Here is a 22,752-nt window from a genome sequence, read left to right as displayed (position 1 = left end):
TTCATGGGTTTCAAACTCTCAATTTTTCGTTAGTCCACGGAGGTGGACTTCGTTTGTGTAGTAGCGATTTCTAATCGCCGATTACACACACAAAACCCATATTCATGTGTTTCTTCTGGGAACGAGATAATGAGATATTTAGGGGGATAGATTTTTCGATATTAAATTAGTAAACTCCCGCAAAGTTTGACCATACTTGTCTCCCGCAACTGAAACAAAATCATTATGATTTGCTGTCTCTATCCATAAATAAAGCTTAGGTGTAGTTACAGCAGCGAACAACCTTTGACTATGCTCAAAAGGGATAATATCATCTAATTTACCGTGCATTACCAAAACAGGAGATTTGACTTTTTTGATTTTATCCAAATTATTAAACTTATCAAAAGGTAAAATCGGAAAAGGAACAACTACCCGAAAAGCTGAAGTAAATGTACTTTCAATAATTAAACCAGCTACGGTTTTTCGTGATGCTAAATCTACCGCTGAACCTCCCCCCACTGAACGCCCAAAAACAATAATTTTCTCTGGTTTTATCTTTAAATCTTGAGTTAAATAATTGTAAGCAGTATCAATATCTTCATAAGCAGCAGTTTCTGTAGGTGTTCCCTCACTTGTTCCATAACCTCGATAGTCATAAGCAAAGACGTTAAAACCCAAATCCCGTAATTTTTCTAATACTTCCTGAATATCACCTAAATCTTCAGCATTTCCATGAACATAAAGAATAGTATACTTAGCCGTAGGATTTGGTAAATAAATTGCGGAAATTTGCTGATTTTTCTGATTTTTTAGCTTAAAAATGCTTTTAGTATCTTCATAACTAGAAGGTTGAGGCAGAAAAATCATACTATCTGCCCGAAAATATACATAGACAGCAAACAAAGTATAGATAAAAACTACAGACTTGAGCATTCGTTTCCAGGTAAAATCGCCAATTAACAGTTTTCTGAGACGTTGTTTATTCATGGTCTAGAATAGAAAGGTTGTATTCAAATAGCAGGAGAAATTTTAATGTCCCGTCGTTGTGAACTCACTGGTAAGAAAGCTAATAATGCAATGGCTGTTTCCCACTCCCACCGTCGCACCAAGCGCCTACAACAAGCTAATCTGCAAAGCAAGCGAGTTTGGTGGTCTGGTGGTAATCGTTGGGTGAGACTAAAACTTTCTACCAAAGCCATCAAAACCCTTGATAGCAAAGGTATAGAAGCAATGGCTAAAGAAGCTGGTATCAATTTAAACCATTACTAAATTTTTGCCGTTTGCGGGGTATTAAAAGTACCCCTAGTTTATAAAAATAATCGATGATTATTGCCTTGGGATAGCAGAATAAACAAAATACTGCATCTACCCCAAGATTTTACTTAAATAAAAAAATAAAAATTCACAGAAAAAATATATTGTAAAAATTGTTCTTATAAAAAAGAGAACGGCAATTTTTAGAGGCACTGTATAACTTTCACCATAACGCAAACACAACTATTGCAATCAATTCAGCCTTCCCTAGCTCACAATGACTTTGAAGTTGCTGATTTCTTGCCACCTAGAATCAATAATTTTTCTCTGTAAAGTTTTCATGAAGTTGAGTCTTTTTCATGACTAAATATACTCAATGTGTGTTTTATTGTTTATACTGATGCTTGAATCAAGTAATTTTAGTGATTGTACTGATGCAGAAACCTACGCCCGGTGATTATTATAATACTCGTACTAGGTTGTTATAGATAGCAAAATCACACTGCATCAATAATCACTAAACAACTCAACTGTATAAAAAGGAAGAATCACAATGATTGCATTAGAACTTAAAAAGTTAGGTCAACTATTCTCTCACAAGGCTCTACGCTCTCTAGGTTTGGGTGTAGCCGCAGGTAGCATGATGTTGGGATTAGGCGCTTTTGCTAAACCTGCAAGTGCGGTAACAGTAGGGGGCATTGATTTAAACAGTCAAGCACTTGCAGATGAGTTACTAGAATCTTTTGGAAGTTTTACTACGTCTGGTGGAACTTTAGATAGTGTACTCCTAGATGGTCAGGTTACTACGTCTGCGTTTTCTGCTACACCTGGCGCTTTTGTAACATTAGGTTTCAGCAATCCTATATTAAACTCTGTAGGTAATGATCTGGCCATATTTGAACTTGGTCTACCCGACAGCTTTAGATTCGAGATCAATGGTTCAGAAGGGCTTGGGGAATACCTAACCACTGAAACTGGGTTTGAGACATCAAATCCAACGCGGAGCATCAACGTAGCCCTTATAGACTTTAGTGATTTTGGTGTTGCAATAGGCGATTATGTCAGTGAAATCAAGATTAAACTAGACACGATCTCAGAAGATTTTGGAAGCACACCTGATATAGCTTTGGTGGCTGGTATCCGCTCTGTTCCTGAACCTTCTTCCATGCTTGGTTTACTAGCAACTGCTGGCTTCTTGGCTTATCAACGCAAGTCAAAAATAGCAAAAAAAGCATAGACTCATTATCACTGAGTATTCCCAAAATATGGACAACAATGGATATTTATTATCACATTGTGGAAAAAATCAAAAATAGTTTCCTCTGAAAAACGGTAGAACATTTATTTTGTGTTCTATTGTTTTTTTATATGCATATTTAGTCAGATCCCAGGCTTCTTAAAGAAGTCGGTGATCTGCAACGGTTTTATGCTTGAGAGTAATATCACGGATATAAGATAGCACAGTGAAATTATTGAAATCTATTCCCCAGTCTTCACTCAAACTTTAGCTATCCAGTACAGTCACTGAAACTAGTCAGAATATAATAGGGTATACTAGGAATAAATCAACACCTGCGTTTTTCTTCTGATCACAGTTTCATGCAGACGGCAATCACTCAAGTAGTCTAAATACTCCATTAAAATATCCAAGGAAACAATAGCTCATCTTTAACGTCGCTATTAAATCAGTATAAAAACATTAACTGACTTTTCCTGACTCTGACTTTGATATATACCTTTATCGTCAAATAATTAACCATACCCGGAAAAAATTATGAACACTAGATTAAAACTGGCTTTACTGCTCCACACAGGAGAATCAGGATTTGCGATGGTAATTGCTGTGTCAATGGGTTTAATCATGATACTGGTTGGATTAACCATGACTATGCGTTCCCAAGGAGATCAAGTAGTTGCTTCCAGACAAAAAGAAACAGATAGAGCCATAGGAGCCGCAGAAAAAGCCATTGTCCATTATCAAGCCTTTATCAATGAAAATCGCTTACTATCTAGACATCCCGATTGCCTGGGAACTCGTAACGCTCAAGGAGTTTGTCCTGATACTGGATCTCAAGCAAGTTGGTCAAATCCCACAAATATTCCTGGCATTAGTAGCACCTCTTGTGTTGGTAGTTCAGCATCCACAACTACAATACAGCAATTTGCCAACATAGCTACTTGGACAAATGTAGACTTAACAGATGCAAGCAAGGGACAATTTAGACTTGTATCTTATAGGACTGCTGATCCAGGAGACAACTCATTGCAGACAATGGGTATATTAACCGTTGAAGGCAGAACAGGCAGTGGGATAAATGAATCTATTAGTAGGTTACAGGTAGCTATTCCTGTCCGACCACCTGAGATTGGCAATATTTCCGTTCCTGGAGTGTGGATTGGTAATCCTAATGACACCAATGGTACTGGTGGTAACACAATTAGAGGTAACGTCTTAGTTAATAGTTGTAGTGTTAACTTGGCAAATATCAAAATAGATCCGACTACTCCCGAGTTTTCTGCACAATATACAAATTTGCCCATGCCAACAGTACCAACAATGCCAGCCGCAGCCAATAATGCCACCAACCCACCTACTGCTGGTACTATTTCCTTGGGAACGATAAATACTAACATCACTCTACCTCGGCTTGGTGGTGCTACCCCTGATCTGCCTATCACTTTTAATGGTCAACAAAGGTACGTGTATTCTGCTACAGGTATTGTTAAGGGTGGTGGAAATACCACATTGACAATTACACCAGGACAGAGAGTAGTGATATTTTTATCTGGAGATATAAGTAAAAATGTTAATATTGATCATACCTGTGGCAGTGTTTCTGGTTGTTTACCCACCAATTTCCAAATTTTTGGCACTAAAGCCAGTGGTGGTGAGATATGTCTTAATGGTAATCGTGTGGTAGACGCTTTCATCCTCGCACCTAGATATCAAGCGGGTGTAGCTGGGGGAGGTAATAATGGCGGTATCAACGGTTCTATTTGGGTAAACAACTGGAGTAATGGTGGGAGTTGTGGTTCTAACTCTAACAACGTAGTTGTGAGACAAACAGCTGCTTGGAACGATTTAACTGGGTTACAGCCAGATAATGCTGCCTTACCACCTTCTATTTTACCTATCAGAGCTTGGCAACGAAATGGAGTGAATTAAATTACACAATTAATAGACTTGGTAGCTAGTTGTTAATACTAATAACTTCCTAGTGTTGCCTATCAGCACAGAGTAGTAACAATCAAACCTATATTCCTATGGTAGTGTGGTGTTCCATATTCCATAGGAGTTATCAAAGTCAATCTTAAAATCAATAGGCTGCATATCAAATGGTTTTTTTACACAAAACTAATCTCCATATTTATGAACACTCCAAAACATCCTCCAGACTCGGGTTTTAGTCTCGTTGAAGTTTTAGCTGCTATTATCATAGTCACCTTCTTTACAACTGTATCAATGCAAATGCTGGTAGTTTCCGCAGCATTTAAAGCTCAAGCTAAAAAATACACAACAGCAACTAACTTGATACAAAAAGACTTGGAAGTTGTGAGAAATCTAGCTGGTAACTATAGTTTTCCTGTAGTAGCTTCAGGTACTCCTACTCCAACTGTGGGTGCAACAACTTTAAGATTATCGTCTGGCAACGGCTTAAGAACAAATGATAGAATCCAATTTCCGGGCTTTCCCAATGTTTATACTATTACAAACCCTAACCCCATACCCACAGCTACCCCAACCATTACCATCAATCCTGGGATAATTTCACCAGCACCAGTTGCGGGTACTACAGTTGTTGTAAGTAATACAGTATGCAGTGCTGGATCTGCAAGTACAGGACTAGCTAATTATTTGCAGCAAGTAACACAAGGTGCTAGTTATATTGACTCCTCCAGAACATTTTCGGTTACTGAAAGTGGTGCAAGTGTTACTTATGAAGCTGTTGTCGGTGCTAATCCTGCAACAATGACTAATACAAATCAAAGACTATGGTTGATGCGAAATGATACCAACGTTAATACTCCTCCTTATAATACTTTACAAGTAAGGTATTTAGTTGTTGAAGATAATAACGGTTCTCCCAATAGTAGTAAAGTTGTCGCTAGACTATCCAGTGAGGTAATACCCAATGCGTCATTCCAATGTATTCAATGATAATCAGGGATTTACAATCCTAGAAGCACTAATAGTAGTAGTATTTATTGGTATTCTGGGAGCTATGGCAGGACCTAGTTACTTTGCATGGTCTCAGAGAAGAACTGTAGAGTCTGCAATCACTAACATTGAGGGAGCAATCAAAGAAGCACAAAGACAAGCGATCTCTAGATCACGAACTTGTAATGTCACCCTGGACACAGCCACGCCCAGAGTTAGAAGCACCACAACCAATGTTAATTGTCTTTTAACAGGCGATCGCACATTAAGCAATGTATCCTTGGCAGCATCAGCTACAGCTGTTGATTTTGATTATTTAGGAAATAGTTCCATGAGCATCACAGTTGTTGTTGCTCCGACTGCAAATGCTTCCAGTGATAACTTCCGAAAATGTCTGGTTTTATCTACTCCATTGGGCTTGATTAGAACTGGCAACTATACTGGTGCTAGTGGTACGACTGCTCCTGCTAGTTGCACTCAATAATAAAGTATTTTCATCAACAGCAATAATTTATTGATTATCTAGGTGAAAAAAATGAAATCTGACATCAAAAATATCCAATCTGAAGTGGATGTTAACAAAGGATTTACTTTAATAGAAGTTTTAGTAGCAGCAGTAATAATGTCAATTGTTGTGGCTCTAGCTGGAACAGCATTTGTAGGCATAATACAACAAAACCAAAAAGCAAAATTTGAAAGTGATAGGCGTACTAACTTAAATCGTGCCTTAGATTATATTGCCAACGAAATTAGAATGGCAAGAACAGTAACTATTGCTGCTCCATCTCCTACTGCATCTCCAGCAACAACTATAACTTCAGGTACAGGAGTTTTGCGCTTGAGAGTTCCTGTTCCTAATCCTGAAAACGGTTCAGCATATAATCCCCGACAATATACAGTTGTTTACTATACAGCTGGTAGCGCGACTGGTTGGGAATCGCCAAACTCAATCTGGCGTTATGCAAACGTTCCTAACCCTGTTCCTATTCGTACTGCTACTCCTCTACTCACTCCTAGTTCCGGTGTTACTGCTGCTCTGACAGTTCCTGCTCCTAGTCCTACTTCTGCTGCTACCCTTGATCATAACTTTTTAGTGGATGGAATTCGAGATCCAGCGACACTACCGACTTGTCCCAGTGGTAGTACAAGAGCAGGTGGTAATGGTTTTTATGCTTGTGTGTACACAGGTGGAAGACAAGTTGATCTTTTCTTGTATGGCAAATTATCAAATGATACAAATATAGATGAGACAATGGAAGTCAAAACCACTGTATTTACCAGAACCAGTATTAACTAACAGAATATAGCTGTTAGTAGCTCTTATATAGAAAAATCCCGTATATATACGCTATGTAAAATAGTGCCAAATATATCAAAATAAAAAACTATAAGCCCATGTAAAGACATTCACCCAACGTCTATATATAGGTCAATAAAACACTACCTACACCTGCCAAATAATTGACAGGTAGCATCTACCTTATATGTCCAAAAAATATCAGCCACTCAAGGCTAAAACCAGGATTTCTAAACAGATAATCCTTAAATTTTCACGTGCAGTTAAAAAAGCAATTACTTGGCTAATAAAAGCTATTTTTCTCAACAAAAAACCCCGAAAATCAACCAATGCTGGTTTCGTATTACCAACAGTAGCAATGGTTTCCGTGGTAGTTGTTTTATTAACCCTGGCGATTATGTTTCGCTCATTTGAAAGGTCAAAACACGCCAGTAACGTCCGTGTCAATCAAACAGTAATTAATGCAGCTATCCCAGCCATAGACAGAGCTAGAGCCAAAATTAATAAACTATTTCAAGACAAAAGAATACCCAGAGCCTTACCATCAGATCAAGAACTAGATAAAAACTTAGTTGATAATATTCATGAATATACCTTTGGTGATGAAAGTACACTTACATTAGATTTTCAAAGCAATGAACCCCTGAAAACAGCATGGAGATTTCCCATAGATACCGATAATAATGGCAAATTTGATAGTTATACACTTTACGGAATTTACTTTAAAAATCCTCCTAAAATTAATGATAAATATACTCGTTCTAGAACTCCCCTAGAAGCTAGAAGCATACCCATGAATCCTAGTAACTTGAGTACAAAATGTCAAGATATATTTGGTAAAAATACAGAATTAGTAGATATTAATGGCTGGTTTAAAATGGGTAGCAAAATGAAAAAAGCCCTGTTTGTTTACACTGCCACAGTTCCTATCACTAGCAAAAATAATATTACTTCAGGTGGTGCAGATAACTATGAAGTTTACCAAGGTAACAAAGGCTTTTCTGCTTTAGAATATCAACAGGATAGAGCGCAAATTCCCCCCAATAACCACGCCATAATTTATGAAGACGATTTAGAAATAACACCAGATGCAGACTTTAAAATCAACGGGCGAATTTTTACAAATAGCAATCTTTTAACTGGTGCAAATTCAGGTAGTGTCAGACTTTATCAAATTAGCAGTCCCAATTCTTGTTTTTATGAACCAGAAAATTCCCAGATTATTGTTGGTGGTGAATTAGGTGCGGGGAGATTTACAGATACGGCTGATTTAGGAACAGCAACTACAGTTGATTTATTTAAAGACAAAGCAACTAATCCTGAGAATATTTCTGGCTATAATCCTGATGTTAAATCAAACAAATCTGTTACAAACGCACCCAGCAGTTTAGCCTACAATAACTTAGCTTACGCCAAGCGGATCAATCAATTAGTTAATGCTCAATTTGCGAATTCTTTAACAACAGATCCCCAAGAAGTCGAAGATGGAATTAATCAACAAAAACAAAAAACAGGATATACTCCTGCTCAATATGACAACATTCGTCGTCATCAATTAGAAATTTATTTTAAAAGACGTACTCGCCGCGTACCTTTTGCAGAAGTTGCTTTTGGTGATGAACAAACAGATGTAAATGGTAACAGTAACCCATTACAAGATAGTGGTGATACACTACGTCCAATAGATAGATGGGTTTATCCTTATGGTAGTGATGGTATAACCGGATCTGGAAATAGTAAATTATCATTAAACATCAGTGGTAGTTCACTCAAACCTCATGCGACAGAACCAATTGATAAACTACAAAAAGAATTAGCCAGCGTAGAACAATATTTAGGTGATAGAACTTTAGTTGGTAATAACTTACCTGAAATGTGGTGGGACAACGAGAAAAAGCAATTTCTCAGTGCAAACTTAGACGATACCCAAAATATAGCAGGTATTAATTGGGATTTGAGTAATGAACCTACACCTCGAACCCGTCGCACCAGCGTACAAATACTAGCTGATTTAGCAGCAACCGAGAGAGATGGAGACTGGGAATATGCAGCAGCACAAACACCAGAAAACACAGAACAAGAAAATCTTGTGGGTGGTTTACGTGTAGTTACTGGGGCAGGAATTTATTTACCGAGAAATGATGCAGCTAATTCTACAGACTTCACAAATGCTTCCACACAAATCTGGTCTGATATGTTGCCAGTACCGCAAGCACCAACACAGACAAAAATTAACCCATATTTGATGTATGATTCATCACTCACTTTTTATTTATCTGAGATGCTTGGAAGTGACATAACTACCCCTTATTTAAAAATGAGAGCTACGGTAGTTTATCACTACAAATCTGTTGGTTATAATCAAAACAACCCCAAACCCATAGCTTGCATCAGTAGCTTTTATATTCCTAGCAACAGTACCACAGCAAAAAATATCAGTACATTACCTGATGCTGTAGGCATAGAGAAAGATATTAATGGTTTATCTAACAACGGTATAGTCTATCCACCACCTAGTAAAAGTGCCAGTAGTTATGCAAATTTACTGAATTATCAAGCAAGTTTACAGTATCCCAATGGACGCTGGGTAAATGAACCACTGAGAAATGCTTTAGGTAAAACAAATCTCACACTTTCAGAAAAGTCTGCCATCGATACAGCCCTATGCGCTTTGCAAATTATGGATGGTAGCATCAGTCCAGTGACAACTACTCCACCAATTCCTCACGGTGCAATTAAAGAAATAGCCTTTTTAGATTCCAGACAAGTTAAAACAAATCAAACCAGTAGTCCAGATTCTGATTTATCTTATGATTTGCCATTACAAGACCGACAACCCTTAGAAATTCGTGCCACTGTCATAGACTTAAACCAACTACGCACCACTGCAATAGGATCGGAATATTTACTTCCCAACAGTGGTATTATTTACGCAACCCGTGATGATGCCTTAGCCGATGCTAGTGCAGGTAGTTCAGAAGCAGCAAAATTAGAAAGTCCAGTAGATTTTAAACTTGATGCTACCCGTCGTCCTAATGGTATTGTAATTGCAAGTAATGATGGTTCAGAAACTAAACTTTTCCGTGGTACAAACAACACCTACAAACCAGGAGAAAAAGGTTTAATTTTCGCCAGCAATTTACCTGTTTATATTAAAGGCGACTTTAATAAACATACCCAAGAAGAATTCACCACCAGACTAACATCTGATTGGAGCAATTTCTACACTCGTAATAATATTAATTCTAACTTTGCTTGTCGTCCAGGTGATCCACAACGACCAAATTGTAACAGTGGTGATGAATGGCGAAATGCAGTTGTTTTAGCAGACTCTATCACCTTACTTTCTGATAATTTCCGATTTGGTTTTCGTGATGAGGGAGACTACGACTGGAACAATAACAATGGTGATAGTAATTCATTAAATAACCGTCCAATCAACTTTAAATATAACGCCTACGCTCCCACAGTTATTGCTAATTATGACAGCAATGGTATACCAAATGTAGACCTAAATCCTAATATCAACGGCATCCAAGGAAGTTCTTACTTTCACAACTTTGTTACACCTATAGTCAAACAAATACAAGCCAGAGAATACGTCTTTGAAGTTTGTTCTGTCTCCGATATTGATGTATGTAATAGTGACCCTAAAAAATGGGTAATTACCAATGTTCCTTACAACGCTTATGACGGACAGGGACAAAATAATTGGCGCAATGGAGGAGGTAATATTGAAGGACTATCAATGAGTGCCATCAAAACTGGATCTCTTGGTAATGCCAACAAACCTTCTAATGGTTGGGATGATGCAAATTTACCCAAACGAATAGCTTTTGAAAGAGATATTAGCACTGGTGAATTAATAACACCCCTTGCTGTTTACGGAGTAGATAACAGCAATAAAATTGCAGCCTTTCCAGTTGCAGGAACAACATTACCAAGATTAGCAAAAGACAAAAATAGTCAACCATTCCTCATTCCTTGGTTAGTACCCGATGAAAATGGAACTTGGCAACCAGTTTTACAAATTAAACAACCCTTTGCCACACCATCTGACCCCACTAACACCGAAAAAATTACAGGTGATGCCCACAATTATTGGTTACAAATAGCCACAGAAACTACTTTCAATTTAATAGTAGCCACCGGAGACACACCAGGTCGTTCCACCGAAGATAATGGTGGGTTAGATAACCTTGTTCGTTTCTTAGAAAATTGGAATCCCAGCGGTAATGCTATTGCTAACAACATGACTGGTGCTTTCATGCAAATGAAAAAAAGTGCTTACTCAACTGGAACATACAGCACAGCTTTAAATATTCAATCTAGCGATTTTCAATACAAAATTAACCTGAATAATGGTATGTCTTCTGGCTATTTACCACCTACAAAACAATGGAGATATGATGTAGGATTATTATCTCAGTCCCCTGATTTATTTTCCCAAAAACTAGTCACAATATCTAGTAAATTACCAAATGAATACTTTCGTGAAATCGGCAGAGATGATGACTGGATAGAAACCCTTTTATGTGCCAAAACCACAGAAACTGGCACTTATGCCATAGATGAAAATCAACGTCCTTCCTGTTCATAAGTCCATGATTAAACAACAACAAAAATTAAATAAATTTCCTGAAAATTCCGGTTTTACAATTCTGGAATCATTAGTAGGAATGGTTGTAGCTTCCGTATTACTTGCAGCCATAGCTCCAGTATTAGTCATGTCAACAGCTATTCGTGTTCAATCTCGAAGAGTAGAAATGGCATCTCAAGTAGCAAGAACATTTATTGATGGAGTTAGAGTTGGTTCAGTCACAGCACCAGCTATAGTATCTCAACTTTCCTCTACTAACGATTCACCTAGAAATCTTTCTACCAGTCCTGATGATTATTTAATCAATTCCACAGAAATGCCCGCTCCTGCATCAGCAAATGACCTATATTGTTACAACCAAGATGGCATCATTGATACTACAGATTGTACAAATAATTTGTTTTATATTCAAGCCGGTCGAATTGTGCAAACCACCGAAAAAAACGACGGTTATCGTTTAGCAATTCGAGTCTATCGGGCAGATATTGATTTTAGCAAAACCATACAAATTAATACTGATGCCGCAAGTAAACAAACTGCATCTCCTGTCACTAGTGGACTGGGTAATAGACAAACACCATTAATAGAAATGACCACTGATATAGCCAATAACAGCACTAATTTTTATGCTTTATGTCAACGTTTAGGTACTCCATTAATTACACCAAATGCAACTCCAGTAACTTGTCGATAATACTGGGGATTAGGGACTGGGGACTGGGTAAGAATTTGATAATACCCAGATCCCCGACTTCTGAGATCAATTTATCATTTATGGACACAATAAATAAAAGAATTCGGGGATCTTATCGCCTTACCTGAATTCTTACATTTTACCAATAACCAATTAGCATTAATCTTTTAATCTTGAATCTTCAAATCCTGATCTAAATATGAATACTCTCAAGTTGATACTCACAAACAACATAAAATCTCAACCTTCTCAACACAAAAATGGTTTTACATTAATTGAATTATTAGTAGGTTTAGTGATGTCATTTACAATCATTACATCTTTATTAGGATTCATGCTCAATGTGATGGAAACAGACAAAAAAGAACAAGCAAAAGTCAATTCCGAGCAGGAAATTCAAGCCGCATTAGATTATATTTCCCGCGACTTACAACAAGCAGTTTATATCTATGATGCTAACGGTATAGATGCTATTAAAAATCAACTTCCTTCAATTCCCAATGGTATAGATAGAGTTCCCGTACTTGTCTTTTGGCAGCGAGAATTAATCACAGAAGTCCTACCATCTTCAGGTGCAGGTAAAGATGATGCTTTTGTTTATTCATTAGTTGTTTATTATTTAATCCGAGATACTAAAAGTTCTGGTTCTAATTGGTCTAAAATAGCACGCATTGGTAAATGGAAAATTAGAGATGGTGTCCTTGCTAATACTACTGATGCTAATAAAATAATTTCATGTACTGGATATCCAGATAAATATATCAAAGGCAGTTCTAGTAACCCTGATGAATTCTGTCCTAGTAATGGTTTTGCTCCTTTTGATCTCAATCAAAAAGGTACTCTAGAAGAAATAATGAATGGATGGAAAAGGGGTAATGGTGCTTATACTACTAATACATTGGTGCTTGTTGATTACATTGACCAAACTACAAATAATCCACCCCCAGCAATTTGTCCTCCTAACTCTATCAATCCTAATATTACTTGGTCAAAAGTAACTCCAGCCAGTTTTAATCAAACCGAAACTGGTAAAATGACTAGTTTCTATGCTTGTATTGATAGACTTAATACAACAGCACAATTATTTATTCGTGGTAATGCCCTAGCTCGTCTCAATAATAATTCAGGTATTAATTACAGCGCCAATCAAAAAACTTATTTCCCCACTACAAACATCAGAGTTCAAGGACGCGGTAATTTGTATAAATAATATGATTGCTTCCTATTTGGAAAGTTTGATTTTTCTTCTACAGGACTTACGCAACTGGCACATTGGTAGGGTGCGTCAGACTGCATAAATCCCGCAAATAAACAGATTGTTGATATCTGACGCACCCTACAACAGATTTTTGGTGTGACACGCAGCTTTAGTCCTATTCTACCTTCTACCCTCTGTCTCCATCACAAATATCGAGTTTTCAACAATGAATAAAAAGTGTAAATTATCTGCTCATCAATCAAGTAATGGATTTACTTTGCTGGAAAATTTAGTAGTTCTTTTGCTGATTGGTATATTAGCAGCAATATTAGTACCAAGTTGGCTGGCTTTTGTGAATACTCGTCGTCTCAATACTGCTCAAAGTCAAGTTTATCAAGCAATACGTCAAGCTCAAAGCCAAGCTAAAAAGGAGAAATTAACCTGGCAAACTAGTTTTAGAGAACAAAATGGGATACTCCAGTGGGCAGTTCATCCCATCACAGTCGAACCAATTAGTGCTAATGTATGGAATAGTTTAGATGCTAATGTTCGTTTAGATGCAGAAACAACTTTACAAGAATCTAAAGGTATAAAAAATATTCGGTTTGATTATTTAGGTAGTGTCACAAAACCCCCTTTAGGTAGAGTCACCCTATCGAGTAAGTCTGGTGGCAAAGCAAAGCGTTGTGTTTTTGTATCCACAATTTTAGGGGCATTGCGAACCGCAAAAGAGAATCCTAGTGCTGAAAGTGGTAGATATTGCTATTAACTCAAGTTGCTAGTTATAACCGTGATGGGGTTAATTCACAGATATGGAAAAAAATACTCTCTTTGTCCTGACCACTGACTCCTAAAATCACCATTCATGGCAAAACAGCACTTAATTATTTTTACCCGTTATCCAGAACCAGGGAAAACAAAAACTAGACTGATAAATGCTTTGGGTGATGTCGGTGCAGCCCTTCTACAAAAGCAGATGACTGAACATACTATATTGCAGGTAAAAGAATTACAACAGAGATTTGCTATAACTGTGGAAGTGCGGTTTGCTGGGGGTAATTGGGAACTCATGCAAAATTGGTTAGGTCTTGATTTTATGTATCAAACTCAAAGCGAAGGCGATTTAGGTCAAAGGATGATAAAATCGCTTGCAGATGCTTTTAATAACTATGCAGAACAGGTAATCATTATTGGTACTGATTGTCCTGGTCTGACTTCGCACATCCTAGCATCAGCCTTTGAGAAACTACAGGTTTGTGACTTGGTACTTGGACCTGCACTAGATGGGGGGTATTACTTAATCGGTTTACGCCGAGTCATCCCAGAGTTATTTTCTCAAATTCCGTGGGGAACTAGTCAAGTATTTCCACAAACTGTAGAAATTGCCCGTAAACTTAATTTATCATCTGTATACTTACCTAGTTTAGCTGATGTTGACCTTCCAGAAGATTTATCGGTTTGGGAACATATACAGATGATTGCAGGTAAATGAAGTCCAAAATTTTAAAAAAATTTACAAAAATATGGTTAACCGTGTTGCTTCCTCTAATGCTTCTCTCTCACTCAAAGTAGTGGGGATAGTTTGTATTTTGTCTTTTTTCGTTGATTTTATGATTCTGTTGTTGGGTTTTAGTCCCACTGACAAGCAATTGCAAATCGGGTTTGCAACAGCCCTAGTTGATAGGGGAATTGTGCCACTGGTGGGCTTAGGAATGATATCCGCTGCATATTGGTTTGACAATGCAGAAAATCGCTCAGGTATTGATTTAAGATTTCCATCTTTGATCCTCTCCAGCGTCTTGGGTTTGATGTTTTTGTTGATTTTTCCTCTCCACCTCAACAATGTTCGTCAAGCTAGTACACAAAGAGTCAATCAAATTTCCCAAGATGCCCAGCAAGCTGAAACTCAACTTAACAGCCAGCTATCCCAATTCCAAGACCAACTCGCCAATGATCGGGCTAAAGCTCAGTTGGAACAAGTGCGAAACCAAGCTAAAACACAGTTTACTGAATTAATCAAAGATGAGAACAGATATAAACAAGCTCTGGAAAACCCTCAACTGCCCGCAGAGCAAAAAGAATTACTGAAGAAATTTAAAGCCAATCCTCAAGAATTGGACAAATTTATTGCCCAACAAACAGATCCTAATCAAGTAGCTCAACAAAGAATCAGCCAAATTCGCCAACGTAAAGAAGAAGCTGAAAAACAAGCCAAAGACAATGCTTGGAAATCTGGACTACGAATTGGTATCAGCAGCTTGTTGTTGTCTATTGGTTATATCATCATCGGTTGGACAGGATTAAAAGGAATGGGCGTTGTCCAAGGTGGTAAACGGAAAGCACCAGCACGTTAAGCCATCGGTTGTTAACTTATTATGAGCCGTCAATCAGAGTTGGCGGCTGATGCTCAATCACTACGACAACATAAGTCAACTTGTTATATAAGCAACAATGTTATCAATCTACATACTCACATATAACGAAGAACTAGATATTGCAGCTTGTATTGAGTCAGCTATGCTATCCGATGACATTATAGTTGTGGACTCATGCAGTAGCGATCGCACCGGAGAAATAGCTAGTCGTTATCCTGTCCGCTTCGTTGAACACGCTTTTGAAAGCCACGGTAAACAACGCACCTGGATGTTAGAAACTATCGCGCCTAAATATGAATGGGTGTACATTCTCGAAGCCGACGAGCGCATGACACCAGAACTATTTGCCGAGTGTGTCACCGCCACTAAAAATCCTGACTACATCGCCTACTATGTGGCTGAAAGGGTGATGTTTATGAATCATTGGATTCGCTATAGTACCCAATATCCCCGTTATCAATTACGTCTTTTCCGTCACGGTAAAGTTTGGTTTACAGACTATGGTCATACGGAAAGGGAAGTTTGTGACGGTGCAACCAACTTTATTAAAGAAACCTATCCCCATTACACCTGTAGCAAAGGTTTAAGCCGCTGGATTGAAAAACATAACCGTTATTCTACAGATGAAGCTAGAGAAACATTGTATCAATTAGAAAAAGGAGGAATTAACTGGCGAGATTTATTTTTAGGTAAATCAGAAGTAGAAAGACGACGCGCCCTCAAAGATATATCTTTACGTACACCAGTTAGACCAGTAATTCGCTTCATTTATATGTACTTTTTCTTAGGTGGCTGTTTAGATGGACAACCTGGTTTAGCCTGGTGTACTTTACAAGCATTCTACGAATACCTAATTTTACTGAAAGTCTGGGAAATGAAATATCTACCCACACCCAGCCTAGTTATTGAAGAATCTAGCAAGAGTGAACATCAAATCATAAATTAATCTTCTTCACAAAACTTATAATAGAATTCAGACTTCCCAGAACATCAGTAGCCGGAGTCAGTAGGGGTTTAGAAATGCGCTTTACCTAAAAATATAGCGTCTACAGTCTCAAAAACCTTGCAATTTTGTAGAGTTCGAGAGATGGAAAAGAAGTTTTCAAATCTCCTCCTGACTCCTGACTCCTGACTCCTGTACGGGCGAAGCATTCGGGCGACCAATTATCAAGTTTTGTCCAAGGCTATTTTCCGAATGCTTCTCCCCTACGACTCCTGACTCCTAAACCTCAACGAGAAGACTTTCTCAGCAAACCCTAATTAAATATGCGTTTTTCACAACCTGGTAGAGACATTCTGTGAAACATCGCTGCTTTTTCAAAAATGATAATTTTGAGCATCTGGTCAGATAGCGCGTTAGGATGAATAATACCTGAGAAACTTGCAACAATCATTTACAAGTATTACAAAGAAAAGTAACACTAGTGAAGTAACCAAGACAGATGCTTTGCTTTGAAAGGTTAATCAACAGTAGTTTGAATATTTTACTTACAGTAGTCCCAACAGCTATTAACCCAATGACAACAAGCGTTTTATGTCGCCCCGTCAAGGTGATAGCCCGTTAAAAGACAAGCCCAAGAGCAAAATCACAGCTTTGAGGGACTGGAGATAAAAATCAAAAAAAATCTTAGTAGCCTAAAAAAAGGAGAATCGGGGCTTGGTAATTGAACGCCTGAAACAGGACTTAAAAAATGACCTGATTGCTGGTTTGTTGGTAGTGATTCCCCTAGCAACTACCATCTGGCTGACCATTACTATTGCCAGTTGGGTAGTTAATTTTCTCACCCAAATCCCCAAACAGCTGAATCCCTTTGATGGTTTACATCCTATATTAGTCAATGTCCTAAATTTCGTAGTCGGATTTGCTGTACCACTACTAAGCATCCTGGTGATTGGCTTGATGGCTCGGAATATAGTTGGTAAGTGGTTGCTAGATTTTGGGGAACGTGTATTACAGGCTATTCCCTTAGCGGGTCAAGTATACAAAACCCTGAAACAATTATTAGAAACAGTTCTCAAAGATTCCAATGGTAAATTTCGCCGTGTGGTTTTATTAGAGTATCCCAGAAGAGGAATGTGGGCGATCGCCTTTGTCACAGGTGTAATTAGCAGTGATATCCAAGCGCAGATGAACCAACCCATGTTGAGCGTTTTTATCCCCACCACCCCTAACCCTACCACTGGCTGGTATGCAGTAGTTCCAGAAGACGAAGTAGTCAACCTCGCCATGTCCATAGAGGACGCTTTTAAAATAGTTGTTTCGGGTGGTATCGTTGCTCCCAATGCTTCTTTGTCCCCATTGGTTTTACCAACCGCCGTGTCAACAATAGAAACTAAAAATCATGTCATTTCCGTAGAAGAAGCCTAACATCCTTACAGATAATCTCATGGTTAAAATGTACCAAACTTGATATGATAGTGAGTTTGCCCCATTTTAGTTAATTACTTCTTCCCCAATCACCATCATCATTATGCAACGTCGTAAACCGCAACAAATAGCACGGGAATTGGCACTGTTAAGCTTGAGTCAGCTGCCAGTAAACCCCAAGAAATTAGAGAAACTACCAGATGAACAACTAGTAGCGAAATTAGTCCTGGGAGCAGTCCGTACTCTAACGACAGAAGTGCAAGATACCCTTGATCATGCAGCTGGAGAACTCCAACGCAGTAATGATCGCCTCCTAACTAGCCAAACGCGGGCTGCTGACCTGAATACAGCTAGAACCATGCTCCAAGAAGCGATTACTTACACCCAAACAGCAATTAATCAATTAGGTACAGCCATTGATTTCCCAGAATTAATTCAATTAGCTAATCAAGATAAGGAAGTTCGCAATTACGCTAAAGAACTTATCCTTACCGTTGATGAACACCGCAACATCATTGATAAGATCATTTCTGAGGCTTTAGTTGATTGGCAAGTAAGCCGTCTGGCGCAAATAGATAGAGATATCCTGCACATCGCCGTAGCAGAAATGAACTTTATGGCAGTTCCTGCTAGTATTGCCATCAATGAAGCAGTAGAACTGGCAAAACGCTACAGTGGAGATGACGGACATCGCTTTATTAACGGTGTCCTGCGCCGCGTCACAGAACATAAACAGACAGCCTAGAGTATTATCCTCACTTCTCCTCGGTCTGGAAGTGCGTTAAAAGTGAGGATAATTCAAAACTTTCATCACTGGAAAACGTGGCGAATTAAATTAAACTAATAACTAACTGAATAACTGATAACTTAAAAATTACAAATAATACTGCTGCAATGGTTTTTAATTGGTTTCGCCGTCAACATAACGATTCTTCTGACACCCCTCAACCACAACCGAAGGGTGCAGAAACTTCCCCTACACCAGAAACACAGCCAGAAGCAACCGCAGAAACTACACAAGACACGGCGGATTTGTTGGCTTATGCTAAAGCCGCCTATAAAAATATTCAGCAAAAACAATCTCAGCAACAAGAAACCGTCCCGGTTGCTGAAGATGCAAAAGTAGCAGACGCTATTACTGAAGAAACAACAGCAACAGTAACAGAGGAAATCACTACACCAACTCAACCCGAAGAAACATCTGTTACAGAAGAAGTAATCCAAGTAGTTGCTATTACTGAAGAAACAACAGCAACAGTAATAGAGGAAATAACTACACCAACTCAACCCGAAGAAATATCTGTTACTGAAGAAGTAATCCCAGTAGCTGCTATTGAAGTATCAGAAATTTCTAGCCCCGAAACGCTAGTCAGTGAGACACAGCCAGCAACTTTATCCTTTTTAGAACGGGCAGCAGCAGAAAGACAAGCCAAGCAGGAAAGATTGATAGCCAGTGCTATTGAAGTTGAAGAACCAGAAACAACACCAACTTCAGCATCAACTACAACCACACCAGAAATAGATGCAGAAATTCCCGAACTGGCATTTGATGATGGGTTTGTCTGGTCAGTAGAAGTTTTGGCGGCACAAGGCAGAAAGGCAGAAGATGTTTCCATAGAAGAAATTACCTGGCTGAAAAAATTACGCCAAGGCTTAGATAAAACTCGGCGGAATATCCTCAACCAACTCAAGGCAATTGTTGGACAAGGACCGTTAAATCAAGCTGCCGTCAACGAAATTGAGTCTTTACTTTTGCAAGCTGATGTGGGTGTAGAGGCTACAGATTTTATTATTGATGCCTTACAGAAAAAGCTGCGAGATGAAGTCACCGCACCAGAACAAGCGATCGCCTACCTGAAAAAAATCCTCCGGGATATGCTAGATGCACCAAATCAAGCAACGCCAAAATCTAGCTTTGCCCCAGAAAAAGACAACTTAACAATTTGGTTAATTACAGGAGTCAACGGTGCAGGTAAAACCACCACAATCGGTAAAATAGCCCATTTAGCCCAAAAATCAGATTATAAATGCTTAATTGGTGCGGCTGACACCTTCCGGGCTGCGGCTGTTGAACAAGTCAAAGTGTGGGGAACCAGAAGCAGTGTAGAAGTGATTGCTAATCCTGGCAAGAATACAGATCCGGCCGCAGTGGTATTTGATGCGATCGCCGCAGCCCAATCACGTGGCACAGAATTACTATTAATAGATACCGCTGGCAGACTGCAAAACAAGAAAAACTTAATGGACGAATTGAGTAAAATTCGCCGAATTATCGCCAAAAAAGCCCCAAATGCCCATGTAGAATCTCTCTTGGTTTTAGATTCGACTTTGGGACAAAACGGACTACGACAAGCAGAAGTATTTTCCCAAGCCGCCCAACTCAGTGGCATTGTCTTAACCAAGCTGGATGGTACAGCTAAAGGCGGAGTCGCCCTAGCAGTAGTCAAACAATTAGGTTTACCCATTCGCTTTATTGGTGCTGGAGAAGGAATTGAAGATTTGCGTCCATTCTCTAGTTATGAGTTTGTCGAAGCTCTTTTAAATGGATAATTAGTGATTGGGGAAAATATATTCCCCAGTACCCAGTACCCAATCCCCAATCCCCAATCCCCAATCCCCAGTCCCCTTTTTTTCTAGAAATTAAAATAATTCTTTTTTTTTTCAAAAAATGGCTAACTTCTGGTAGAATTGCACACTAAAGCCATTTTTATCACTGTCCAAGGGGTTTATCCAATGCAGCACCAAGGTGACTTGATGACTGCAAAAGATATCTAGAAAAAATTGGATTAGTGCAAATAAACTGGCTGCATACTCCTAACTTGGTGATCAGGTTATACTGGCAAAATTCCTGCTCAATACTCTCTGTCAACTATTTAGACATTGAAATCATCATGGTTGAGCCAAAACGGCTGTATATAACTTTTGGTTTCAAGTTTGCAATCAAAAATGATTTTAAATAGCAGAAAAGCTTTATTTTTCAAGATATATCAATGACTAATTAAGCTATGCAAAAATTATCAGCAGTCTGTATCGTTATCAAAATTACTGTTTTATACTGGACAGAGTTAATTCACTGTATATACTAAACACTGTTGAGACATGGACTTTTACAAAATTATGAAAAACCCAGATTTGTAGGGATTTAGCTCCTGCTTTACCCCTACCCACAGAATCAAATGATGAAGCCGTGTTGAGTATAGCTGAAAATGAACGACTGTAACATTCTCATAAATGGCAAAAAATCTCATCAGCAAATGCACTACTCAAAAAATTACATCCCCAGTTTTACTACGGTTGCTAAAATTACTAATCTTATCGAATATGATTGAGCAATACCCAATCCAAAAAATTGATTCAGAAATCATAAATTTTCCATCTGTTAATATCAAATGTAATAGTATATTTACCCGTGTCTCAAGTTCCTTCTCACTCCACTGAAAGTAATAGTAGTGCCACTACAGATGTCACTCCAATTGTGGCACTAAAAGAACTTGTGGCTAGGCTGCATCGGGAACAAAATAAAATTCAAGATTTGCTCAGTTCTTTAGGATTTGCCCTGAGAAGTTTCAATAATTTGAATCAATTTTTGGAACTGATTCCCCTCATGGCCACAAGAGTTACCGATGCTGATGGTAGCGCCTTATTTCTTTATAAACCTAATGGTCAAATTAGGCTGGAACAGCTACATTGGCAAGATAGTCAACAACGGAAAAATATTAGAAAAGCCTTAGAAACTGCCAGCAGTCAAATTACACTTTTATCCAATTCTGTACCGCTAACAACAACAACAGGACTTTTGGATGATGAAATGCACCGCTATTTAGGTCCAGATGTACAGATTTTTGGTACGGCGATTTTAGTTAAGCATACAGAAAGGGGATGGCTGTATGTTTTAAGCCGTGATCCAGAATATAGTTGGACAGAAACTAGACAAAAGTTAGTCAGATTAGTTGCAGATCAAACAGCGGTAGCGATTGAAAATGACGAACTAGCGGTAGAACTGAGAAAAAAAGAACGATTAGATCAAGAATTAGAAATTGGTGCAGAAATTCAACGCCGACTTTTACCACGTCAATGTCCTAATATTCCTGGTGTAGTTTTGGCAGCACGTTGTAAACCTGCTAATCGTGTGGGTGGAGATTATTATGATTTTATTCCCACAAATCACAATCAGTTAAAGTCAAAAAATAATAATAATCAAGAAGATGCCCGTTGGGCTTTGGTAATTGGCGATGTCATGGGTAAAGGTGTTCCCGCTGGGTTAATTATGACAATGTTGCGAGGAATGCTGAGGGGTGAAGTATTACATGGTAATTCGGCTGCGGGGATTCTGCAAAATTTGAATCGCGTCATGTATGCGGATTTGGAAAATTCCCACCGTTTTGTGACCATGTTTTATTCAGAATATGATCCGAAAACGCGAACCTTATCTTATAGTAATGCTGCCCATAATCCGCCCTTGTGGTGGCACGCTGCGACTAAAACCGTCAGCAGATTAGATACAATCGGGATGCTAATAGGTTTGGATGCTAACAGTCAATATGAAGATGGGCAAGTACAATTAGAACCTGGGGATACGATTATTTATTATACAGATGGTTTGACAGATGCGGCTGCGGGTAGTGGCGATCGCTTTGATGAAGATAATTTTATTACTTCACTTAATGCAGCTTGTCGTTATTGCAATGGACCACAGGAAATTGTCGATTATTTGTTTGATAAAGTTCAGGAATTCATCGGTCCTGATAAACAAAATACTGATGATATGACTTTGGTAATTTTACAAATCTTGTGATTGGTTTGGTCAAGGGACTACCAATATCTG

The 22,752-nt window shown here is 38.5% G+C and carries 18 protein-coding genes; 17 read left to right on the top strand and 1 reads right to left on the bottom strand.

Annotated elements, in window-relative coordinates; all coding sequences use genetic code 11:
• Positions 1-138: 138 nt before the first annotated feature.
• A complete protein-coding gene (locus VB694_RS03190; protein ID WP_323358871.1) occupies positions 139-969 on the bottom strand; it encodes an alpha/beta hydrolase in 831 nt (276 codons plus the stop codon).
• A 45-nt stretch (positions 970-1,014) separates the two neighbouring features.
• Between VB694_RS03190 and rpmB the strand changes: the two genes are divergently transcribed.
• From rpmB to VB694_RS03105, 17 genes are all read left to right on the top strand, one after another.
• Positions 1,015-1,251: a 50S ribosomal protein L28 gene (gene rpmB / locus VB694_RS03185; protein ID WP_323358870.1), complete on the top strand. Its 237-nt coding sequence runs from the start codon at positions 1,015-1,017 to the stop codon at positions 1,249-1,251.
• A 538-nt stretch (positions 1,252-1,789) separates the two neighbouring features.
• A complete protein-coding gene (locus VB694_RS03180; protein ID WP_323358869.1) occupies positions 1,790-2,473 on the top strand; it encodes a PEP-CTERM sorting domain-containing protein in 684 nt (227 codons plus the stop codon).
• Positions 2,474-3,010: 537 nt separating this feature from the next.
• On the top strand, positions 3,011-4,402 hold the full coding sequence (locus VB694_RS03175; protein ID WP_323358868.1) for a hypothetical protein: 1,392 nt from the start codon (positions 3,011-3,013) through the stop codon (positions 4,400-4,402).
• A gap of 204 nt (positions 4,403-4,606) precedes the next feature.
• Positions 4,607-5,395: a type II secretion system protein gene (locus VB694_RS03170; protein WP_323358867.1), complete on the top strand. Its 789-nt coding sequence runs from the start codon at positions 4,607-4,609 to the stop codon at positions 5,393-5,395.
• Positions 5,370-5,879: a type II secretion system protein gene (locus VB694_RS03165; RefSeq protein WP_323358866.1), complete on the top strand. Its 510-nt coding sequence runs from the start codon at positions 5,370-5,372 to the stop codon at positions 5,877-5,879. The genes VB694_RS03170 and VB694_RS03165 overlap by 26 nt, the downstream gene beginning before the upstream one ends.
• 51 nt (positions 5,880-5,930) lie before the next feature.
• The gene (locus VB694_RS03160; RefSeq protein ID WP_323358865.1) at positions 5,931-6,692 is read left to right on the top strand and encodes a prepilin-type N-terminal cleavage/methylation domain-containing protein; all 762 of its coding nucleotides are present in this window, start codon (positions 5,931-5,933) and stop codon (positions 6,690-6,692) included.
• Positions 6,693-6,879: 187 nt separating this feature from the next.
• Positions 6,880-11,292: a hormogonium polysaccharide biosynthesis protein HpsA gene (gene hpsA / locus VB694_RS03155; protein ID WP_323358864.1), complete on the top strand. Its 4,413-nt coding sequence runs from the start codon at positions 6,880-6,882 to the stop codon at positions 11,290-11,292.
• Positions 11,264-11,986 carry a hormogonium polysaccharide secretion pseudopilin HpsB gene (gene hpsB / locus VB694_RS03150; RefSeq protein WP_323358863.1) on the top strand — a complete coding sequence of 241 codons (723 nt, stop codon included), beginning with the start codon at positions 11,264-11,266 and terminating at the stop codon, positions 11,984-11,986. Before hpsA ends, hpsB begins: the two co-directional genes overlap by 29 nt.
• Positions 11,987-12,185: 199 nt before the next feature.
• Positions 12,186-13,196 (top strand): hormogonium polysaccharide secretion pseudopilin HpsC, encoded by a 1,011-nt coding sequence (gene hpsC / locus VB694_RS03145; RefSeq protein ID WP_323358862.1) that lies wholly within the window; start codon positions 12,186-12,188, stop codon positions 13,194-13,196.
• Between the two features lie 214 nt (positions 13,197-13,410).
• Positions 13,411-13,953: a prepilin-type N-terminal cleavage/methylation domain-containing protein gene (locus tag VB694_RS03140; protein WP_323358861.1), complete on the top strand. Its 543-nt coding sequence runs from the start codon at positions 13,411-13,413 to the stop codon at positions 13,951-13,953.
• Between the two features lie 96 nt (positions 13,954-14,049).
• Positions 14,050-14,676 (top strand): TIGR04282 family arsenosugar biosynthesis glycosyltransferase, encoded by a 627-nt coding sequence (locus VB694_RS03135; RefSeq protein ID WP_323358860.1) that lies wholly within the window; start codon positions 14,050-14,052, stop codon positions 14,674-14,676.
• A gap of 31 nt (positions 14,677-14,707) precedes the next feature.
• A complete protein-coding gene (locus VB694_RS03130) occupies positions 14,708-15,538 on the top strand; it encodes an HpsJ family protein (protein ID WP_323358859.1) in 831 nt (276 codons plus the stop codon).
• 97 nt (positions 15,539-15,635) lie between these two features.
• Positions 15,636-16,505, top strand: a complete 870-nt coding sequence (locus VB694_RS03125; RefSeq protein WP_323358858.1) for a glycosyltransferase family 2 protein — start codon at positions 15,636-15,638, stop codon at positions 16,503-16,505.
• Between the two features lie 711 nt (positions 16,506-17,216).
• Complete coding sequence (locus tag VB694_RS03120; protein WP_323358857.1) at positions 17,217-17,927, top strand: DUF502 domain-containing protein; 711 nt, start codon at positions 17,217-17,219, stop codon at positions 17,925-17,927.
• 103 nt (positions 17,928-18,030) lie between these two features.
• Positions 18,031-18,672, top strand: coding sequence for a transcription antitermination factor NusB (gene nusB, locus VB694_RS03115; RefSeq protein WP_323358856.1), 642 nt, complete (start codon positions 18,031-18,033; stop codon positions 18,670-18,672).
• A gap of 149 nt (positions 18,673-18,821) precedes the next feature.
• Positions 18,822-20,477, top strand: coding sequence for a signal recognition particle-docking protein FtsY (gene ftsY / locus VB694_RS03110; RefSeq protein ID WP_323358855.1), 1,656 nt, complete (start codon positions 18,822-18,824; stop codon positions 20,475-20,477).
• A gap of 859 nt (positions 20,478-21,336) precedes the next feature.
• Entirely contained in the window at positions 21,337-22,722 is a 1,386-nt protein-coding gene (locus tag VB694_RS03105) for a PP2C family protein-serine/threonine phosphatase (protein WP_323358854.1), read from the top strand.
• Positions 22,723-22,752: the final 30 nt, after the last annotated feature.

The organism is Anabaena sp. UHCC 0451 (genome assembly GCF_034931405.1).
GTDB lineage: Bacteria > Cyanobacteriota > Cyanobacteriia > Cyanobacteriales > Nostocaceae > RDYJ01.
The sequence above is the reverse complement of the archived record's forward strand: the minus strand, read 5'-3'. Positions and strand labels throughout refer to the sequence as shown.